A 17,364-nucleotide genomic window follows, 5' to 3' on the forward strand; every position below is an offset into this window, starting at 1 on the left:
AGATGAACCAGCCAGCCTATCTTCTATTGCCCATCTCTCTTTTCAATGGCCTTACGGGCGCCTTCTGGGAGCCTTTGATACAACGCTTCGAGAGCTTTGGGTCTGGCAATCCGATCTTCGACGATAGCGTTTATTAGTTCAAACAGTGAGATTGCTACGTCAGCAATGTCTTCCTCAGTAAGTTCGCCCGGATGCACAGCGTGGTTACCTACTACCCGAACCACGTCAAGCGCCTGTTGGATTCCTACGGGAAGCCCTTTGATAACCAAACTCTTAATATCTTTATCAATGGAGCCTGTGGTCTCGCCCAACTCTATGCAAAGTTTTTGGACACATAACCTAAGCAAAGCGGCTGCCCCACGGGGCGATTTATCTACAATGCTTCGAGCTTCTTGATAATCACCTTTGACGAGCTCTGGCATGTCAGGATGAGGCATAGGCGTGGCCGACACCTCCGGAATCACAAGTATCCCATCAGTAAACTCATTCTCTTCTTCATCGTACTCTTTTCCCTGCCAACAGCATAACTCTTCGCAATGGGTGCACTTTGATACATAGAGATCAATTGCTCCGAGTCTTGATGATAGGAATGCCCATTCCATTTTTGCATATGCTCCACAGTACGGGCAGTTAAATGCTCTTGCTTTGAAGCCTGGGCTCACATATTTATTCAACTTCAATCATCCTTGCAACGTTATTGGCTTATACCAAACAAGCTCGTTAACTGATCACGACCCATCCACGAGTGCATTGGTGGAGATCTCACCATACCCTAAGTGAATTACTTATGGAGCAATCCAAATGCCTTTGCGAGTGCCTCAACCATCCGCCCCACCTCCACGGCACTCCCAGCTCCATAAAGGTCATAACTGATCGACCCCGAAGCGTGCCCCAAGATTGACTCACTGATCTCCTTTTGAGTCGCAACGGCCTTCAAAGCGCCAGCCAGTGAGTGCCGTAATGAATGGAAGGTTTGGGTCCTATCAGCCTTCAGATCCAAGACATCCCTGAGCATTCCATTGAGCAAAACAGAGAACTGACCGCCGCCCAACGTGAACAACCGAGAGTCGGTCTTATCGACAAACTCAAGGAACGCCTGAAGATCAAACCCATACGCGCCATCGGTCAACGGGATGACCCTCAAAGCGTTCTTGGTCTTGGCTGTCTTGCCATCGTCCCTATTGATGTCGATCACCCAGACACCAGCGACCTGCTTAACATCAGCCTTGGTCAACTGCCTGAGCTCCTCAATACGGGTCCCAGCGATGACTCCAAGGGACAATGCCCAGCGCTGCCATGCGTCCACAGGCAGGGTCTTAGCATGAGCCATGAGGGCTTTCACTTGATCCTGAGAGAACGCCTCACGGGAGCTTTCAGCGCCTTTGGTTGGCTTGAGACCCTCAGTCAGCGCCTTGGTGAGATAGTCGTTATTCACTGCCCACTTCATCACCGCTGATAGCGTGGTCAGGATCTTCTTCACGGTGCCCGCCACTCGCTCCTCAAAGAGCTTGGCCCGCAGGTTCTTCATGTCTTCCCGCGTGTGGGTCTTCAGGTCCAAGTCACCGAGGATCTCAGCGATGGTCTTACAGGAGGATTTCACGTCTCGTATGGTGTTAGCCCCCGCATGCTCCTTATGCTCATCCATGTAGAGCGCAGAGAGCGTCTTGAAGGTCAGCGGCTGATTTTGTAATACAGATAGAGAGGGAGACAGGGGCACTGGCGTGCCACAAGCATCACCCTTGAGGTCCCTTACGATCTCGACCAGCTTCCCCGGCCTGCCCTCCAAACGCTCCTGCGCAGCCTCAAGAATCTCCAATGCCTTGCTCACAGCCCTTTGCTGATTGACGCTCAGCGGTAGCTTGGCGCTGGCCTCACGAAGGGCTTGATGCTGCTCATCATGGATCATCTCGTAGGCAACCAAGGAGCCATCCCCGTGAGCCATCGTCAGGCAGGACTCAGCGATGTCCTCAAGGCGCCCTCTCAGCTCATCCCAAGTGGCCTCTGGGTTGTCCAGATGGTAAGCTTTGAGGGTCTGGAGGATTTCTTGGGAGATGGTCATTGCGGTGGCCTTGTCGGTGGTTCTGAGCGATAGCGTGAAGAAGCCCTTAGCGGTGCCTTGAGGGCGAAGGCGAAGGTAATAACGACCAGACCGGCGATAGTGGTACGGCTTGGCGAGGGCAGTTTGTAACAGGTTTGTCCCAGTTTGGGAGCGCTGGCTGGTGATCATCGGCTGAAACCCCTGTATCCGTTGGGTTTAGCCTCATCTGTACGAGTTCTACAGCAACTACAAGGTCAGCCGGGACCTGATCGAACTGCGCAACCTGGCCCAGGTGGCCGAACTGATGATTCGCTCAGCGATGGAGCGCAAGGAGAGTCGCGGCCTGCATTACACCCTCGACTATCCGCAGATGCTGCCGGTTGCCCTGGACACTATCCTGGTGCCGTCCACCTACGCCGAGTGAACTTGAGCCGTACCCGCAGGCGTCGGTGCACATCCGCCGCCTGCGAATCCCGGGGCACGCAAATGCTCCTGACGCGCCGCTCGCCCCGCAGGCGAAAACGCAGCACCACCACCCATGGCAGTGCCAGGCTGTCCGGACGCAGCTGCACCGGCTGCCATCCCCGCGCCTGACTCCACAGCTGCCAGCCATCGGCATCGCGACGCAAACCGCAAAATGCTTGCGGGTGCGTCAACAGGATCTGCCGGGGCAGTGCCCAGGCGCCATGCAGCAGGCAGCATAAAGCGCCAGGCAGGCTGGCCCAGAGTGGCATGGAGAGAAGAAACAGCGAACCCAGCGCGAACAGCTGGGCCACAAGATACGCCGCCAGCAACTGCCGTGAGGCATGCCAGCGGCATTCGAACCCGTTACTTGGGCTGGACACGATCCAGGATCATGCGAACCATGCGCTGAAGCTCCGGATCTTCCGATTCGGCGCGTTCCATGAACCAGCCGAACATGTCCTGATCTTCGCATTCGAGCAGCCTGACGTAGCAGGCGCGATCAACTTCGTTGAGGTGCGGATAAACCTCTTTCACAAACGGCACCAGCAACACGTCAAGCTCAAGCATGCCGCGGCGGCTGTGCCAGTAGAGGCGATTCAGTTCAACATCTTCGACCATGGAGCGCTCCTCAAATAGGCCGCAAGTATACAGCCCCGCGCCTCATCGAACAGTCGGCTTTGGTCGGGCACCGACGATCCTTTGTGAACTACCCATTTCAAGGGCAGCCCCTTATCATGTCCGCCAGACTCTTTACCCTGCGATGACCCATGGCCGATTCTGCTTTTTTCTGCACGCTGTCTCATGAAGGTGTCCTGGCGGTCCGCGGTGCGGACGCCGGCAAATTCCTGCAAGGCCAACTGACCTGCAACCTCAATTACCTGAGCGACACCCGGGCCAGCCTCGGCGCGCGTTGCACGCAGAAAGGCCGGATGCAGTCGAGCTTCCGCATCCTGCTCGAAGGTGACGGCGTACTCCTGGCCATGGCCAGCGAGTTGCTCGAACCGCAATTGGCGGACCTGAAAAAATACGCGGTATTTTCCAAGTCCAAGTTGACCGATGAAAGCGCTGCCTGGGTTCGTTTCGGCGTCGAGCATGGCGATGGGGCCTTGAAAAGCCTGGGCCTTGAGCTGCCGGCAGACACCGACAGCGTCGTGCGCAATGGCGGTTTGATCGCCATTCGCGTCTCGCCCGACCGCGCCGAGCTGTGGGTGGCCGCCGACCAAGCCGATGGCATAAAGGGCCAGCTGTCCACCCAACTGCATGAAGGTGAGCTCAATCAATGGCTACTGGGCCAGGTGCGTGCCGGGATCGGCCAGGTGATGCCCAGCACCCGTGAGCTGTTCATCCCGCAGATGCTCAATCTGCAAGCCGTCGGTGGCGTGAGTTTCAAGAAAGGCTGCTATACCGGCCAGGAAATCGTCGCGCGCATGCAGTACCTGGGCAAACTCAAGCGCCGCCTGTATCGCCTGCAAATGGATGGCGGCGAACTGCCGGAACCCGGCACCCAGCTGTTTGCCCCCACTCACGGCAGCTCGATCGGTGAAGTGGTGCTGGCCGCCAATGCCTCCAGTCACATGGAACTGTTGGCCGTGCTGCAAGCCGAAGCGGCAGACGCCGGCGACATCCATCTGGGCGCACTCGACGGCCCGGCCCTGCACCTGCTTGACCTGCCGTACCAACTGGACCGCGATCGCGAAATCCAGCGTTAACCGCATGGCAACACCTAGAGAAGCGTAATGAGTGAGCTGGCGGAAAGGGTCCAACAGGATTTGGTTGAGGCCATCGATAACGATGACCTGGTTCTGCCAACGTTACCGGAAGTGGCCTTGCAGATTCGCAAGGCCGCCGAAAATCCGGAAATAAGCATCGGTAGCTTGAGCAAAGTGATTGGCCGCGATGCCGCGCTGTCGGCGCGGCTGATCAAGGTGGTCAATAGCCCACTGCTGCGCGCGGCGCAGGAAGTCACCGATCTGCACACGGCGATCACGCGCCTGGGCATCAACTACAGCAGCAACCTGGCCATCGGCCTGGTCATGGAACAGATTTTCCATGCCCGTTCCACGGTGGTGGAACAGAAAATGCGCGAGGTCTGGCGCAAAAGCCTGGAAATCGCCGGTGTCAGCTATGCGCTGTGCCGCAGCTATACCCAGCTCAAGCCGGATAAGGCGGCCCTTGGCGGACTGGTGCACCAGATCGGGGTATTGCCGATCCTGACGTACGCTGAAGACCACTATGAATTGTTGTCCGATCCGGTCAGCCTCAACCATGTGATCGAGCGCATTCACCCGTTGCTCGGCGACAAGCTGCTCAGGGTTTGGGAGTTTCCGGACATGCTGGTACAGGTGCCCAAGCTGTACCTGAATTTCAAGCGACAGTCCGGGCAGATCGATTACGTCGACCTGGTGCAGGTGGCCAGCCTGTATTGCTACAAAGACACTGATCATCCGATCTCGCGAATCGATCCTTTCAGCGTCCCGGCGTTCATCAAGCTGGGGATCGATCCGGACAACAAGGCGATGTGTGCCGATCTGGAAGAAACGCGGTTGATGTTTTACTGATCCAACACCGCGTCGCCCCCATCGCCAGCAGGCTGGCTCCCACAGGGATTTGTGGTGTGACAAAGATCCAATGTGGGAGCCAGCCTGCTGGCGATAGGGCCAGAACAGACACCATCAATCCCCGGCTATAAAACTCACCCGCACCTTCAACCCCGCACGCTCGCCATCATGCAGGCTGATCTGTGCCAGGTGCGCGCGGCAGATCTCGCCGACGATCGCCAACCCCAGCCCCGAACCGGCCACCTGCTGATTGCGCCGGTAAAAGCGCTCGAACACCCGATCACGCTCATCAAGGGGAATGCCTGGACCGTCGTCCTCGACCTCCAGCACCGCCGGGGCCGACACCCGCAAGATCACGTTGCCACCGGCCGGCGTATGGGCCAGCGCGTTATCCACCAGATTGCTCAACAATTCGTTGAGCAGCGTCGGTTCGCCGCGCAACCAGACCGGCTCGTCAGCCTCCAGCGCCAGGGCCACGCCGCGTTTATGGGCCAGCGGCGCCATGGCCATGCCCAGTTCACGCGCCAGTTGACTGAGGTCGAGCAATTGCGCGCCGCCCTCGGCAATCGCCCTGGCACCGTTTTCCACTCGGGCCAGCGAGAGCAGTTGATTGGCCAGATGGGTCAAGCGATCAGTGCCCTGGGCAGCGGTTTCCAGCGTGCTACGCCAGGTTTGCGGTTCGCTCGAACGCAAGCCCAATTCCAGCCGCGCCTTGAGTGCCGCCAACGGCGTGCGCAATTCGTGGGCGGCATCGGCGATAAATTGCGCCTGCTTCTCGAACTGCCCGCGCAGGCGCTCGGTGAAATGATTGAGCGCACGCACCAGTGGCCACAACTCGCGCTGCACTTCCACCAGGGGCAACGGCCGCAGGTCGTCCGGCTGACGCTCCTCCACCGCCGTACGCAAACGCTCCAGCGGGCGCAGCGCGGCACTGACCGCAAACCAGACGATCATCAGTGCCCCGACCGCGAGCATGCCCAGACGCAACAGGGTATCGCCGGCCAGGCTGCGGGCCATGCTGACGCGGGCCTCATCGGTCTCCGCCACGCGAATTTCCGCCATGCCGTTCATGTTCGGCTCGCTGACCGCCTTGAGCAGGCTGACCACCCGCACGTTCTGCCCCTGGTAAGTCGCGTTGTAAAAGCGCGCCAGCGCCGGGTAGTTGTCGGTGCGCGGTGTACCGGGTGGCGGCGCCGGCAGGTTTTCATAGCCGGAAATCAGCTTCTGGTTGATGTCGTTGACCAGGTAGAAAATCCGCCCCGCACTGTCGTAGGCGAACGTATCGAGGGCCACGTAGGGAACGTCCAGGCTGAGGCTGCCATCACGCTCGGACAGGCCGGCGGCAATGGTCCGCGCCGAGGCCAGCAACGTGCGGTCATAGGCCGTGTCGGCCGCTTCGCGACCGTTCCAGTAAGCGCTCAAGCCACTGGCCAGCATCAACACCACCAGCAACAGCGCCAGGTTCCACAGCAACCGCCAACGCAAGCTGCTGGCTTTATGCATCACGGCTTTCCAGCAAATAACCGAGACCGCGGAACGTCACGATGGCCACCGGATGGCCGTCGAGTTTCTTGCGCAAGCGGTGTACGTAGATTTCGATGGCATCGGGACTGGCCTCTTCGTCCAGGCCGAAGACCTGTGAAGCCAGTTGTTCCTTGCTCATCACCCGGCCGGGACGGGCGATCAAGGCTTCGAGTACAGCCTGCTCGCGGGAGGTCAGGGTCAGCAGTTCCTCGCCGAGGGTGAAGCGCCGGGTCTCCAGGTCGTAGGCCAGCACACCACAGCGCTGCAGGCGTTCGCCACCCAACACACTGCGGCGCAACAAGGCCTTGACCCGGGCTTCGAGCTCGGTGAGTTCAAAAGGCTTGGCCAGGTAGTCGTCGGCACCCAGGTTCAGGCCATGGACCCGGTCCTTGACGTCGCTGCGGGCGGTCAGCATCAACACCGGCAGGTTCTTGCCCCGGGCACGCAGGCGCGCCAGCACTTCGAACCCATCCATGCGCGGCAGGCCGACGTCGAGAATCGCCATGGCGTATTCCTCGCTACCCAGCGCCAGGTCGGCCGCGACGCCGTCGTGCAGCACATCCACGGTCAGGCCGGTGCTCTTGAGCGCCTGGGCGACACTTTCGGCGAGCTGCAGATGGTCTTCGACGAGCAGGACACGCATGGATCATTACCTCGTTCAGGGACAGTCGACGCCATTGTTTGGCGCGGAGTTTACAGCGGCATCCGCCGCTGTGAAGTCCGAAAAACCGTGAAAGCCCGATGAAAGGTTAGCGAAAGGTTGAGTGGTTAGAGTCAGGTTACGGAATGTTTCGACCTGACATTCCAACCCTTGTCTGCACCTGCTGTGAAATGTAGCTCCCGAAAAACGCCATGAAGCGTTTTCGCCAATAAGAACAATAACCGAGGTACTGCACCATGCTGCCCATACAGCTCCAGGTTTGCCCGCATCGCCCTTCCCTGCAATTCCCGTCGTTCATGCACCCCAGCGCCGAAGCCGGCTGCTCGTCGTTCAGTCCCTGCGGATTTGAATGCGCCAGCACCGCGCGAAATCGTCGCATCTGAATCATCCCGAAAAACAAAAACTCCTGTGGAGACAAAAATGAATCGTTCACTGCGCCGTTTCGCCCTCGCCGCCAGCTGCGTGCTGTTTGCCGGCCCGCTCATGGCCGAGCCCAAACGCCCGGAATGCATCGCACCGGCTTCGCCCGGCGGTGGTTTCGACCTGACCTGCAAACTGGCGCAAAGCGCGCTGATCAATGAAAAACTGCTGACCAAACCGATGCGCGTGACCTACATGCCCGGCGGTGTCGGCGCGGTGGCCTACAACGCCGTGGTCGCCCAGCGCCCGGCGGATGCCGGCACGCTGGTGGCCTGGTCCAGCGGTTCGTTGCTGAACCTGGCCCAAGGCAAGTTCGGCCGTTTCGATGAAAACAACGTGCGCTGGCTGGCCGCCGTTGGCACCAGCTACGGCGCCATCGCGGTGAAAAGCGATTCGCCCTACAAGACCCTGGACGATCTGGTACAGGCACTGAAGAAAGATCCGAGCAAAGTGGTGATCGGTTCCGGTGGCACCGTCGGCAGCCAGGACTGGATGCAGACCGCCCTGATCGCCAAGGCCGCCGGGATCAACCCGCGTGACCTGCGTTACGTGGCCCTCGAAGGCGGCGGTGAAATCGCCACCGCCCTGCTTGGCGGCCACATCCAGGTCGGCAGCACCGACATCTCCGACTCCATGCCGCACATCCAGAGCGGCGACATGCGCCTGTTGGCAGTGTTCTCCGACAAGCGCCTGGACGAGCCGGAAATGAAAGACATCCCGACCGCCAGGGAACAAGGCTACGACATCGTCTGGCCGGTGGTGCGCGGTTTCTACCTCGGGCCAAAAGTCAGCGATGAAGACTACGCCTGGTGGAAAGACTCCTTCGACAAACTGCTGGCCTCGCCTGAGTTCGCCAAGCTGCGCGATCAGCGTGAACTGTTCCCGTTCGCCATGACCGGCCCGGAGCTGGACACCTACGTGAAGAAGCAGGTGGCGGACTACAAAGTGCTGGCCAAAGAGTTCGGCCTGATCCAGTGATCGTCCCTGTCTAGCGGCCACGGCTGGCGATTGCGCCGCCGTGGCCCAGGAGTTCCCCATGCTCTTACAACGCATTTTTGCTTCGGTGCTGTTGCTGGCTTGCCTGAGCCTCGTGGCGATGGCCTGGCCCTACCAGGCACCTTTTTCCTACGAACCGATCGGCCCGCGCGCCTTCCCCCTGCTGATGCTGGGGCTGATGGGCCTGGCGCTGGTGTACATGGTCTATCGCCCCTCGGCCATCAAGCACACCGATGAAGACCCACCGATGGACCGCGAAACCCTGACCAAGATCGGTGTTTGCGTGCTGTTACTGCTGGTCTTCGCCGGGCTGTTCGAACCCCTGGGCTTCATCCTCAGCAGCATGCTGGTTGGGATTCCCATGGCGCGCCTGTATGGCGGGCGCTGGTTGCCGGGGGCGGTGATCATCAGTCTGATGAGCGTCGGCCTCTACCTGCTGTTCGACAAAGTCATGGACGTGCCACTGCCTCTGGGCCTGCTCGACGTTCTGGAGAACTGATATGGATACGCTTGGTTATTTGAGTCACGGCTTCGGCGTCGCACTGACCCCTTACAACCTGGTGACCGCACTCAGCGGCACGTTGATCGGCACCGTCGTCGGCCTGCTGCCGGGACTGGGCCCGATCAATGGCGTGGCGTTGCTGATCCCGATCGCCTTCGCCCTGGGCCTGCCGCCGGAATCGGCGCTGATCCTGCTGGCGGCGGTGTACCTGGGTTGCGAATACGGCGGCCGGATCAGCTCGATCCTGCTGAACATTCCGGGCGAAGCCTCCACCGTGATGACCACCCTCGACGGCTACCCGATGGCCCGTCAGGGTCTGGCCGGTGTGGCGTTGTCGCTGTCGGCGTGGAGTTCGTTCATCGGCGCCTTCATTGCCACCTGCGGGATGGTGGTGTTCGCGCCGATGCTGGCGAAATGGGCGATTGCCTTCGGTCCGGCGGAGTACTTCGTGCTGATGGTTTTTGCGATTGTCTGCCTCGGCGGCATGGCGGGCGACCGTCCGCTGAAGACGTTCATCGCGGCGCTGATCGGGTTGTTCCTGTCCACCGTCGGCATTGACGCCAACAGCGGCGTGTACCGCTTCACCGGCGACAACATCCACCTCACCGATGGCATTCAATTCGTGGTGCTGGTGCTGGGCCTGTTCTCCATCAGCGAAATCCTGTTGCTGCTGGAAAAAACCCACCGCGGCCAGGAAGCCTTCCAGGCCACCGGGCGCATGCTGTTCAACTTCAAGGAAGCCGCCTCGGTGTTCTGGGTGAACATGCGTTGTGGCGTGCTCGGCTTCATCATGGGCGTTTTGCCGGGAGCCGGCGCGACGCTGGCCAGCGCCGTGGCCTACATGACCGAAAAACGCATTGCCGGCCCGAACGGTAAATTCGGCCAGGGCGACAAACGCGGCCTGGCGGCCCCGGAAACCGCCATCGGCGCCGAAGCCTGTGGCGCGCTGGTGCCGATGCTGACCCTCGGCGTTCCAGGCTCAGGCACCACGGCGGTGATGATCGGCGCCCTGTCGCTGTACAACATCACCCCGGGCCCGCTGCTGTTCCAACAGCAACCGGACATTGTCTGGGGCCTGATCGCGTCGTTGTTCATTGCCAACATCATGCTGGTGATCCTCAACATCCCGATGATCCGCATCTTCACCAAGATCCTCGCCGTGCCGAACTGGGCACTGGTGCCGATGATCGCGATCATCACCGCCATCGGTGTCTACGCCGTGCATGCCACGACGTTCGACCTGTTCCTGATGATCGGTATCGGCATCTTCGGCTACATCCTGCGCAAGCTGGACTTCCCGTTGTCGCCGGTGCTGCTGGGCTTCATCCTTGGTGGCTTGATGGAACAGAACCTGCGTAGGGCCCTTTCGATCTCCAACGGTTCGCTGGACATCCTCTGGTCGAGCGGGATCACCGTCGGTGTCTGGGGGTTGATCGTGGTCATGCTGCTGGTGCCGATCGTGCGGATCTGGCGCAAACGTTCGGTGGCACGGCGCGTTATCGCCGATGTCTGATCGAACACCTTTCAAAGCCTGGTGGGGTACCCCGCTGGTCGGCCTGCTGGGCGGTTTCCTCGCCAGCCAGGTCGGCTGGCCGCTGCCGTGGATGGTCGGCTCGTTGCTGGCGATCATCCTGGTGCGCTGCCTGACACCCTGGCAACTGGCGGAAATCCCTGGCGGGCGCAAGTGCGGCCAGTGGATCGTCGGTATCGGCATCGGCCTGCACTTCACCCCGGTGGTGATGGAGCAGGTGCTGAGTCATTTCGGCCTGATCTTCTTCGGTGCGTTGGTCACCAGCCTCTCGGCGGTAGTCGGGGTCTGGCTGATGCGCCGTACCGGTGAAGATCGCGCCACTGCATTTTTTTCCAGCATGCCCGGCGGTTCCGGCGAGATGGTCAACCTCGGCGCACGCAATGGCGCGGTACTCAGTCGGGTGGCCGCGGGACAGAGTTTGCGGGTACTGGTGGTGGTCCTTTGCGTTCCGGCAGCGTTCAAATACCTGCTGGGTGATGGCGCACCGATTTCCCACGCCGGCAGCATCGATTGGCTCTGGCTGGCGGTGTTGTTTCCGGCAGGGGCGGCGGCGGCCTGGATCTGGGAGCGTCTGCGTCAACCCAATCCCTGGTTGTTCGGGCCGCTGCTGGTCAGTGCCGCAGTGAGCATCGGTTGGGATCTGCACATCGGTCTGCCCAACGGCGGCAGCCAGATCGGCCAATGGCTGATTGGCAGCGGCTTGGGCTGTCACTTCAATCGGCAGTTTTTCCGTCGCGCGCCTTCGTTCATGGGTCGGACCTTGATCGGCACGGTGCTGACCATGCTGATCGCCACGGCGGCTGCGCTGGGCTTGAGTGCGCTGACTCACCTGGACTTGCGCTCGCTGACCCTGGGCATGATGCCCGGCGGGATTGCCGAGATGAGCCTGACGGCCGAAACCTTGCAGCTGTCGGTGCCATTGGTGACGGCGATGCAGGTGATGCGGTTGTTGTTTGTGTTGTTTCTGGCGGAGCCGTTGTTCAAATACTGGAACCGCAATCCGGAGTAAGACCAAGTCGACTTCATCGCGAGCAGGCTCACTCCTACAAGTGGAATGCATTTTCCTGTAGGAGTGAGCCTGCTCGCGATGGGGCCAGTCCGGCTACCCCATCAAACCGGTGGCAACCGCCACTCGATCGGCGTCTCGCCATTCTGCTCCAGGAACTTGTTGGTCCGGCTGAAGTGCCCGCACCCGAGGAAGCCACGATAGGCCGACAGCGGTGACGGGTGCACCGAGGTCAGCACCAGGTGCTTGGTGGCATCGATCAGTTTCTGTTTACTCTGGGCATGGGCGCCCCACAGCATGAACACCAGATGCGGCTGCCGCTGGCTGACCACTTCGATGACCCGGTCGGTGAAAAACTGCCAGCCCTTGTCCTTGTGCGCGTTGGCATTGGCACGTTCCACGGTCATGGTGGTATTGAGCATCAACACGCCCTGCTCGGCCCAGCTTTGCAGGTAACCGTGGCTGGGAATGTCGATGTTCAGGTCGCGCTTCAACTCCTTGTAGATATTGACCAGCGACGGCGGCGCCGGGACGCCCGGTTGCACCGAAAAGCACAGGCCATGGGCCTGGCCGGGGCCGTGATAAGGGTCCTGACCGAGAATGACCACCTTGACCTTGTCCAGCGGCGTGGAATTGAGCGCGTTGAAGATCATCGGGCCCGGCGGATAGATCTCCTTGCCCGCCGCCCGCTCGTCCTGGAGGAATTTTCGCAACTCTGCCATGTAGGGCTGGTCGAATTCGGCACGCAGTGCCTCCTTCCAGCTCGGTTCGAGTTTGATACGGTCGTCAGCAGTCATGGTTACATCCGGCAAAAACAATGGGGCGAACCCTAGGAAAGCCCATCACGCTTGTCAATTGATCTGACGTCGATCCGGCACTTTCCCACACAGCGATCATACTTAACCCTCAAATTCCCGAGCGAGGTCACGATGAATCTGCACTTCGAAGAACTCACCGGCACTGACGGCGCCCGCATCGGCATTGCCACCCTGGATGCGGAAAAATCGTTGAACGCCCTGTCCTTGCCAATGATCAACGCCCTGCGCGACCGGTTGGACGCCTGGGCCAAAGAACCGCAAATTGTTTGCGTCCTGCTGCGCGGCAAGGGCATCAAGGCTTTCTGCGCCGGCGGTGAAGTGCGCAGCCTGGTCGAGGCCTGTCGCGCCCATCCGGGTGAAGTGCCGACGCTGGCCGCGCACTTCTTCAACTCGGAATATCGCCTGGACTTCAGCCTGCACACCTATCCCAAACCGTTGATCTGCTGGGGGCACGGCTATGTGCTCGGCGGCGGCATGGGCCTGTTGCAGGGGGCAGGCATTCGCATCGTCACGCCGAGCAGTCGCCTGGCGATGCCGGAGATCAGTATCGGCCTGTATCCGGACGTGGGCGCCAGTTGGTTCCTGTCGCGCCTGCCGGGCAAGCTCGGCTTGTTTCTCGGCCTGACCGGTGCCCACATGAACGGTCGCGATGCGATCGATCTGGACCTGGCTGACCGCTTCCTGCTCGACGAACAACAGGAAGATTTGATCGAAGGCCTGCTGCAGTTGAATTGGCAGGAACAGACGCCGATGCAGCTCAACAGCCTGCTCAAGGCCTTGCAGCAGAAAGCCGTTGCGCAACTGCCCCAGGCCCAGTGGCTGCCGCGCCGCGAGCAAATCGATGAACTGCTGGATGTCAGTGATGTGCGTTGCGCCTGGAAGGCCATCGGCACGCTGCGCGATCACACCGACCTGCTGCTCAACCGCGCCGCGCGGACCATGAGCGAAGGCTCGCCGCTGACCGCTCATCTGGTGTGGGAGCAGATCAAACGAGCCCGGCACCTGTCACTGGCGCAAGTCTTCCAGATGGAATACACCCTGAGCCTCAACTGCTGTCGTCATCCGGAATTCAGCGAAGGTGTGCGTGCGCGGTTGATCGACAAGGATCAGAAACCGCACTGGCACTGGCCGGACGTCAACAACGTGCCGGATGCCGTGGTGGAGGCGCATTTTCATAAGGTCTGGGAAGGTCGTCATCCGCTGGCGGATTTGTCGGATTACTGAAAGCCGGATTGAGTTGGTGGCGGATTTACATCCGCCATCCCCTCACCCCAACCGGATGTACGGTTCCGTATATGGCGATTCAGGTTACACGGCTAAGCCGGTTTATCGTATCCAGTATCGAGACCAGTTCCAGTCGGCCCCACAGTTTCTTCGGCAGGGCCTGATTCATATGCGGCGCTCCGGAGTTCCACCATTGAACGCGGATGAACAGGCGCGTCCTTCCTCGAGCCCCAGTTCAGGTTACGCGCCCTCGTTGAGGGATGCTTCCATTGACGCCAGATGACACAGCGAAGTTTGTGACGCACCCATGTGTGATAATTGAAAAATGAACACTACAGCTTCGGCAATTAAAATAGGGCCCCTACGAGTATTGATCATGGGAGGGCCGGGTTCCGGCACGTCGACGTTGGCAGCCGCGTTGGCTGAACAACTATTGTGGCGTCATCTTGAAACGGATGACTTTCAATGGTTGGACAAGGCGCCCCCCTTTACACGAAAGGTAGATGAAGCGACGCGTTTGTGGAATATTCTCGATGCCCTGAATCGTGAGCAGAATGTTGTTGTCGCCGGTTCGATTGTCAATTGGGGAGACGCTTTGGAAAACGCTTTCGACCTTATTGTGTTCAGGGTGCTGGATACATCGATACGTTTGCAGCGGTTGATCGAGCGTGAGCGGCGTTTATATACGGATATTGATCTGGCTTTTATTGATTGGGCAGCTCAATACGAGCAGGGCGGCCGGCCAGGAAGGTCCCGTGCGTCACATGAAGCCTGGCTGGGCCAGCGCAGAGGCAAGGTGTTAAGGCTGGAGGGAGATCTTGAGGTGGCGCTGCAAGTGTCCTTGGTTGCTGAGGCAGTGGAGGCGCTGAGCTGAGCGGTTCAAGTTACATCGATCTGGGCGTGGACACCTCTTCCTGCTTATACCTGTTCGGGTCTACGTCGCAGCGTTCCGTGGAAAGTACTGGGCTTTAGTAAGCATGGCCACCTTACCCCGCTGCGTCGCCTCTATACGCTCCGGTTTGCAGGCCAGCATTTTGCCTCGGGCTTTCCTTCAGAATCGCAGTCACCCGCGCCCCCCTTGGCTCTTGCTGACACTTCCCCTTGCCGGATGTGTAGAGGACTTTCACCTTCAAGTCACCAGAGTGGTCACCACAGCCAAGCTGGTTGCGCTTACGCGCAACGCGCCATGCCTGGCGCACCCATAAAAAGCGGCGCTTGATGCGCCGCTTGGTCATGCGTGATTAACGGTGATTACCCCGGCCGTCGTGATCGCCGCGGCCATTGCGGTCGCCTCGACGATCCTGATTGTCGTTTCGGCCACGACGATGATCATTATCCCAGCCGCCACGATTGCGCCCGTCCCAACCCTGGTTCTGATGCGCCCTGTAGTCCGGCCGGGACTGATAATAGCGCGGTGCCGGCTGGTAATAGCGCGGCGCCGGCTGATAGACCCGCGGCTGATGATAGTAGCGCGGCGTTGGCTGGTAATACCGTGCAGGCGGCGCGTAGTACCGGCGAGGTGGCGTGTAATAACCGCCGCCGTTGTAGTAGGAGTTGCCGCCGGCGTAGTAAGGAGCTGGCGATGAATAGACCTCGGAACCGTAGTAACCGCCTCCATCGGAATAAGCTACGCATCCACCCAGTGACAAACCCAACACGGCTATCAGAAGAATTCGTCGATACATAGCGGCCTCCTGGACCGCGAGCGAGCCACACCAGCGACGCTGGCAGGCGACAGTCAAAGATTCTGCGACTGTCGATAAATCAGACATCGAATTCGAGATCTGGTGCGTTCTTGCAACACGCTGAAACATCTCGCCGATGAAAGGTTTTTCATCTATTCACACGCTGATTAGTGGTGGCCATGACGATATCCACCGCCGTAATAACGGGGCGCGTGACCACCCCAGTAGTAATAGCGATAGCCGCCATAAAAGCGCGGGCCGCCGTAGTAGTAACGCGGGCCGTAGTAATAGGAATAAGGCGAATAACCGGGATAGTAATAAGGGGCGGGATAGGCGACGTCGTAGCCACCGGCATAGTAATAACAACCGGCCAGGCCCAAGCCGAGTACACAGCCGAGCAACAATCGACGAAACATGGCGGCCTCCTGAAAGACCCACAACCGGTACAGGCCGGCTGACACTTGATTTGACTCGTTTTCCCCGACCAAGTGCAGGGCCCCGGCAACCTTCGGATCAGCGGCCGGCACGTCCCATTGCGGTGCAGCCGCGCACCATCACAAGGCAAGCAAAGGCTGCCTTCCTGCAGCATCAGTCGATCAATCCCGCGTGCCAGAGCGCTTCTGGCGACTTGGCACGTCTCTCGCTTTAGCAACGGTGTGCAGGAGTCATCACAGGTTCGCGGCACCACAATTTGCAATGGCTGACTAGGGTTCCGGCTCGCATGCGCGAGTGACTGGTCCGAGAGTTGGCGACCTCCAGTTGAGGTTACACGGCGGGACAAAAGCCCGGGAGACAAGCCACCGTTCGCGGTGCCGCTGCCTTCCTGTCCGCCCTTGATCAACTGGAGAACCACCATGTCCCAGCCTCGTTTACCCGCCCTGCTCGCCGCGGCCTTCGCCGCCCTCGTGAGCGTCTCGTCCCACGCCGCCCCAAAAGACCACTTCAGCGTCTGCTGGACCATCTACGCCGGCTGGATGCCCTGGGAATACGCCGGCAGCCAAGGCATCGTCGACAAGTGGGCGAAGAAGTACGGCATCAAGATCGATGTGGTGCAGCTCAACGACTACGTCGAATCGATCAACCAGTACACCGCCGGCCAGTTCGATGGCTGCACCATGACCAACATGGATGCGCTGACCATTCCGGCCGCTGGCGGCGTCGACAGCACCGCGTTGATCGTCAGCGACTTCTCCAACGGCAACGACGGCATCGTGCTCAAGGGCGAAGGCAGGAAAGTCGCCGACCTCAAGGGTGCGGACGTCAATCTGGTCGAGCTCTCGGTGTCGCACTACCTGCTGGCCAGGGCCCTGGATTCGGTGGACCTCACCGAAAAAGACCTGAAAGTGGTCAACACCTCCGACGCCGACATCTCCGCCGCTTTCAACACCGATCAGGTCAACGCCGTCACCACCTGGAACCCGATGCTCTCGGACATCAAGGCCAAGCCCGGGGTGACCGAGGTGTTCAATTCCAGCCAGATCCCCGGCGAGATCATGGACATGATGGTGGTCAACTCCCAAACCCTCAAGGACAACCCGGCCCTGGGCAAGGCGCTGACTGGCGCCTGGTTCGAAGTGGTCGAGTTGATGAACACTAAAAACGCCGCGGGCAAGGCCGCACTGGAGCACATGGCCAAGGCCTCGGGCACCGATCTGGCGGGTTTCCAGGCGCAACTGGACACCACCCGGCTGTTCACCACCCCCCAGGAAGCCCTGGCGTTCAGCACCAGCAAGCAACTGCCTGAAACCATGCGCAAGGTCGCCGAGTTTTCCTTCCAGCACGGTTTGCTCGGTGAAGGGGCCAAGGACACCAGCGCGGTCGGCATGGCCTTCGCCAACGGGGTGACCAGCGGCGACAAGGGCAACCTCAAGCTGCGCTTCGACCCCAGCTACGTGCAGATGGCTGCCGACGCCAAGTTGTAACCAGAGGACTTGGC

At 60.0% G+C, this 17,364-nt stretch carries 19 protein-coding genes, 2 pseudogenes and 1 riboswitch; of the genes and pseudogenes, 10 read left to right on the forward strand and 11 right to left on the reverse strand.

The genetic code is table 11. The features are described from left to right. Window positions 1-23: 23 nt before the first annotated feature. Window positions 24-674 (reverse strand): DUF4145 domain-containing protein, encoded by a 651-nt coding sequence (locus tag HFK74_RS33105; RefSeq protein WP_257230270.1) that lies wholly within the window; start codon window positions 672-674, stop codon window positions 24-26. Between the two features lie 107 nt (window positions 675-781). Next, window positions 782-2,227, reverse strand: coding sequence for a tyrosine-type recombinase/integrase (locus tag HFK74_RS08025; protein ID WP_180203048.1), 1,446 nt, complete (start codon window positions 2,225-2,227; stop codon window positions 782-784). Between the two features lie 43 nt (window positions 2,228-2,270). Here HFK74_RS08025 and HFK74_RS08030 point away from each other — a divergent pair. Then, window positions 2,271-2,462 (forward strand): annotated as a pseudogene (locus HFK74_RS08030) (L-aspartate oxidase); the annotation flags it as partial. On the opposite strand, the gene HFK74_RS08035 reads toward HFK74_RS08030, so the two are convergent. Further along, window positions 2,431-2,883 (reverse strand): protein YgfX, encoded by a 453-nt coding sequence (locus tag HFK74_RS08035; protein WP_180203049.1) that lies wholly within the window; start codon window positions 2,881-2,883, stop codon window positions 2,431-2,433. The pseudogene HFK74_RS08030 and the gene HFK74_RS08035 overlap by 32 nt on opposite strands. Further along, window positions 2,867-3,121, reverse strand: a complete 255-nt coding sequence (locus HFK74_RS08040; RefSeq protein WP_007898624.1) for a succinate dehydrogenase assembly factor 2 — start codon at window positions 3,119-3,121, stop codon at window positions 2,867-2,869. The genes HFK74_RS08035 and HFK74_RS08040 overlap by 17 nt, the downstream gene beginning before the upstream one ends. Before the next feature lie 149 nt (window positions 3,122-3,270). On the opposite strand from HFK74_RS08040, the gene HFK74_RS08045 reads away from it, so the two are divergent. Both HFK74_RS08045 and HFK74_RS08050 read left to right on the forward strand, forming a co-directional pair. Beyond that, window positions 3,271-4,212, forward strand: a complete 942-nt coding sequence (locus HFK74_RS08045; RefSeq protein ID WP_180203050.1) for a folate-binding protein YgfZ — start codon at window positions 3,271-3,273, stop codon at window positions 4,210-4,212. 27 nt (window positions 4,213-4,239) lie between these two features. After that, complete coding sequence (locus HFK74_RS08050) at window positions 4,240-5,061, forward strand: HDOD domain-containing protein (protein WP_180203051.1); 822 nt, start codon at window positions 4,240-4,242, stop codon at window positions 5,059-5,061. A gap of 114 nt (window positions 5,062-5,175) precedes the next feature. Here HFK74_RS08050 and HFK74_RS08055 read toward each other — a convergent pair whose 3' ends face one another. From HFK74_RS08055 to HFK74_RS08065, 3 genes are all read right to left on the reverse strand, one after another. Next, window positions 5,176-6,564: a sensor histidine kinase gene (locus HFK74_RS08055; protein ID WP_008055966.1), complete on the reverse strand. Its 1,389-nt coding sequence runs from the start codon at window positions 6,562-6,564 to the stop codon at window positions 5,176-5,178. Then, a complete protein-coding gene (locus tag HFK74_RS08060) occupies window positions 6,557-7,228 on the reverse strand; it encodes a response regulator (RefSeq protein ID WP_008055965.1) in 672 nt (223 codons plus the stop codon). Before HFK74_RS08060 ends, HFK74_RS08055 begins: the two co-directional genes overlap by 8 nt. A gap of 136 nt (window positions 7,229-7,364) precedes the next feature. Beyond that, window positions 7,365-7,679 carry a hypothetical protein gene (locus tag HFK74_RS08065; protein WP_180203052.1) on the reverse strand — a complete coding sequence of 105 codons (315 nt, stop codon included), beginning with the start codon at window positions 7,677-7,679 and terminating at the stop codon, window positions 7,365-7,367. Between HFK74_RS08065 and HFK74_RS08070 the strand changes: the two genes are divergently transcribed. From HFK74_RS08070 to HFK74_RS08085, 4 genes are read left to right on the forward strand one after another with little or no spacing between them, the layout of a single operon-like run. After that, a complete protein-coding gene (locus HFK74_RS08070; protein WP_180203053.1) occupies window positions 7,667-8,644 on the forward strand; it encodes a tripartite tricarboxylate transporter substrate binding protein in 978 nt (325 codons plus the stop codon). The genes HFK74_RS08065 and HFK74_RS08070 overlap by 13 nt on opposite strands. A gap of 58 nt (window positions 8,645-8,702) precedes the next feature. Beyond that, entirely contained in the window at window positions 8,703-9,161 is a 459-nt protein-coding gene (locus tag HFK74_RS08075; RefSeq protein WP_008059452.1) for a tripartite tricarboxylate transporter TctB family protein, read from the forward strand. 1 nt (window position 9,162) lies between these two features. Next, window positions 9,163-10,677, forward strand: a complete 1,515-nt coding sequence (locus HFK74_RS08080) for a tripartite tricarboxylate transporter permease (protein WP_008059450.1) — start codon at window positions 9,163-9,165, stop codon at window positions 10,675-10,677. Continuing rightward, a complete protein-coding gene (locus HFK74_RS08085) occupies window positions 10,670-11,704 on the forward strand; it encodes an AbrB family transcriptional regulator (protein WP_180203054.1) in 1,035 nt (344 codons plus the stop codon). Before HFK74_RS08080 ends, HFK74_RS08085 begins: the two co-directional genes overlap by 8 nt. Window positions 11,705-11,805: 101 nt before the next feature. On the opposite strand, the gene ung is transcribed toward HFK74_RS08085, so the two are convergent. Next, a complete protein-coding gene (gene ung / locus HFK74_RS08090; protein WP_008059446.1) occupies window positions 11,806-12,498 on the reverse strand; it encodes a uracil-DNA glycosylase in 693 nt (230 codons plus the stop codon). Between the two features lie 132 nt (window positions 12,499-12,630). On the opposite strand from ung, the gene HFK74_RS08095 reads away from it, so the two are divergent. Beyond that, window positions 12,631-13,743, forward strand: coding sequence for an enoyl-CoA hydratase/isomerase family protein (locus tag HFK74_RS08095; protein ID WP_180203055.1), 1,113 nt, complete (start codon window positions 12,631-12,633; stop codon window positions 13,741-13,743). A 79-nt stretch (window positions 13,744-13,822) separates the two neighbouring features. Here HFK74_RS08095 and HFK74_RS33110 read toward each other — a convergent pair. After that, window positions 13,823-14,051: pseudogene (locus HFK74_RS33110) on the reverse strand (group II intron reverse transcriptase/maturase); the annotation flags it as partial. 17 nt (window positions 14,052-14,068) lie between these two features. On the opposite strand from HFK74_RS33110, the gene HFK74_RS08100 reads away from it, so the two are divergent. After that, window positions 14,069-14,617 carry a hypothetical protein gene (locus HFK74_RS08100; RefSeq protein WP_180203056.1) on the forward strand — a complete coding sequence of 183 codons (549 nt, stop codon included), beginning with the start codon at window positions 14,069-14,071 and terminating at the stop codon, window positions 14,615-14,617. A 367-nt stretch (window positions 14,618-14,984) separates the two neighbouring features. Here the strand turns inward: HFK74_RS08100 and HFK74_RS08105 are convergent, their stop codons facing one another. Further along, on the reverse strand, window positions 14,985-15,428 hold the full coding sequence (locus HFK74_RS08105) for a hypothetical protein (RefSeq protein WP_180203057.1): 444 nt from the start codon (window positions 15,426-15,428) through the stop codon (window positions 14,985-14,987). A 167-nt stretch (window positions 15,429-15,595) separates the two neighbouring features. Next, entirely contained in the window at window positions 15,596-15,844 is a 249-nt protein-coding gene (locus HFK74_RS08110) for a hypothetical protein (RefSeq protein WP_180203058.1), read from the reverse strand. 277 nt (window positions 15,845-16,121) lie between these two features. Beyond that, window positions 16,122-16,222: riboswitch (guanidine-I (ykkC/yxkD leader) on the forward strand. Between the two features lie 60 nt (window positions 16,223-16,282). Here HFK74_RS08110 and HFK74_RS08115 point away from each other — a divergent pair. Further along, entirely contained in the window at window positions 16,283-17,350 is a 1,068-nt protein-coding gene (locus HFK74_RS08115) for a putative urea ABC transporter substrate-binding protein (protein ID WP_180203059.1), read from the forward strand. Window positions 17,351-17,364: the final 14 nt, after the last annotated feature.

This window comes from Pseudomonas sp. SbOxS1, from assembly GCF_013416725.1.
Classification (GTDB): Bacteria; Pseudomonadota; Gammaproteobacteria; order Pseudomonadales; family Pseudomonadaceae; genus Aquipseudomonas.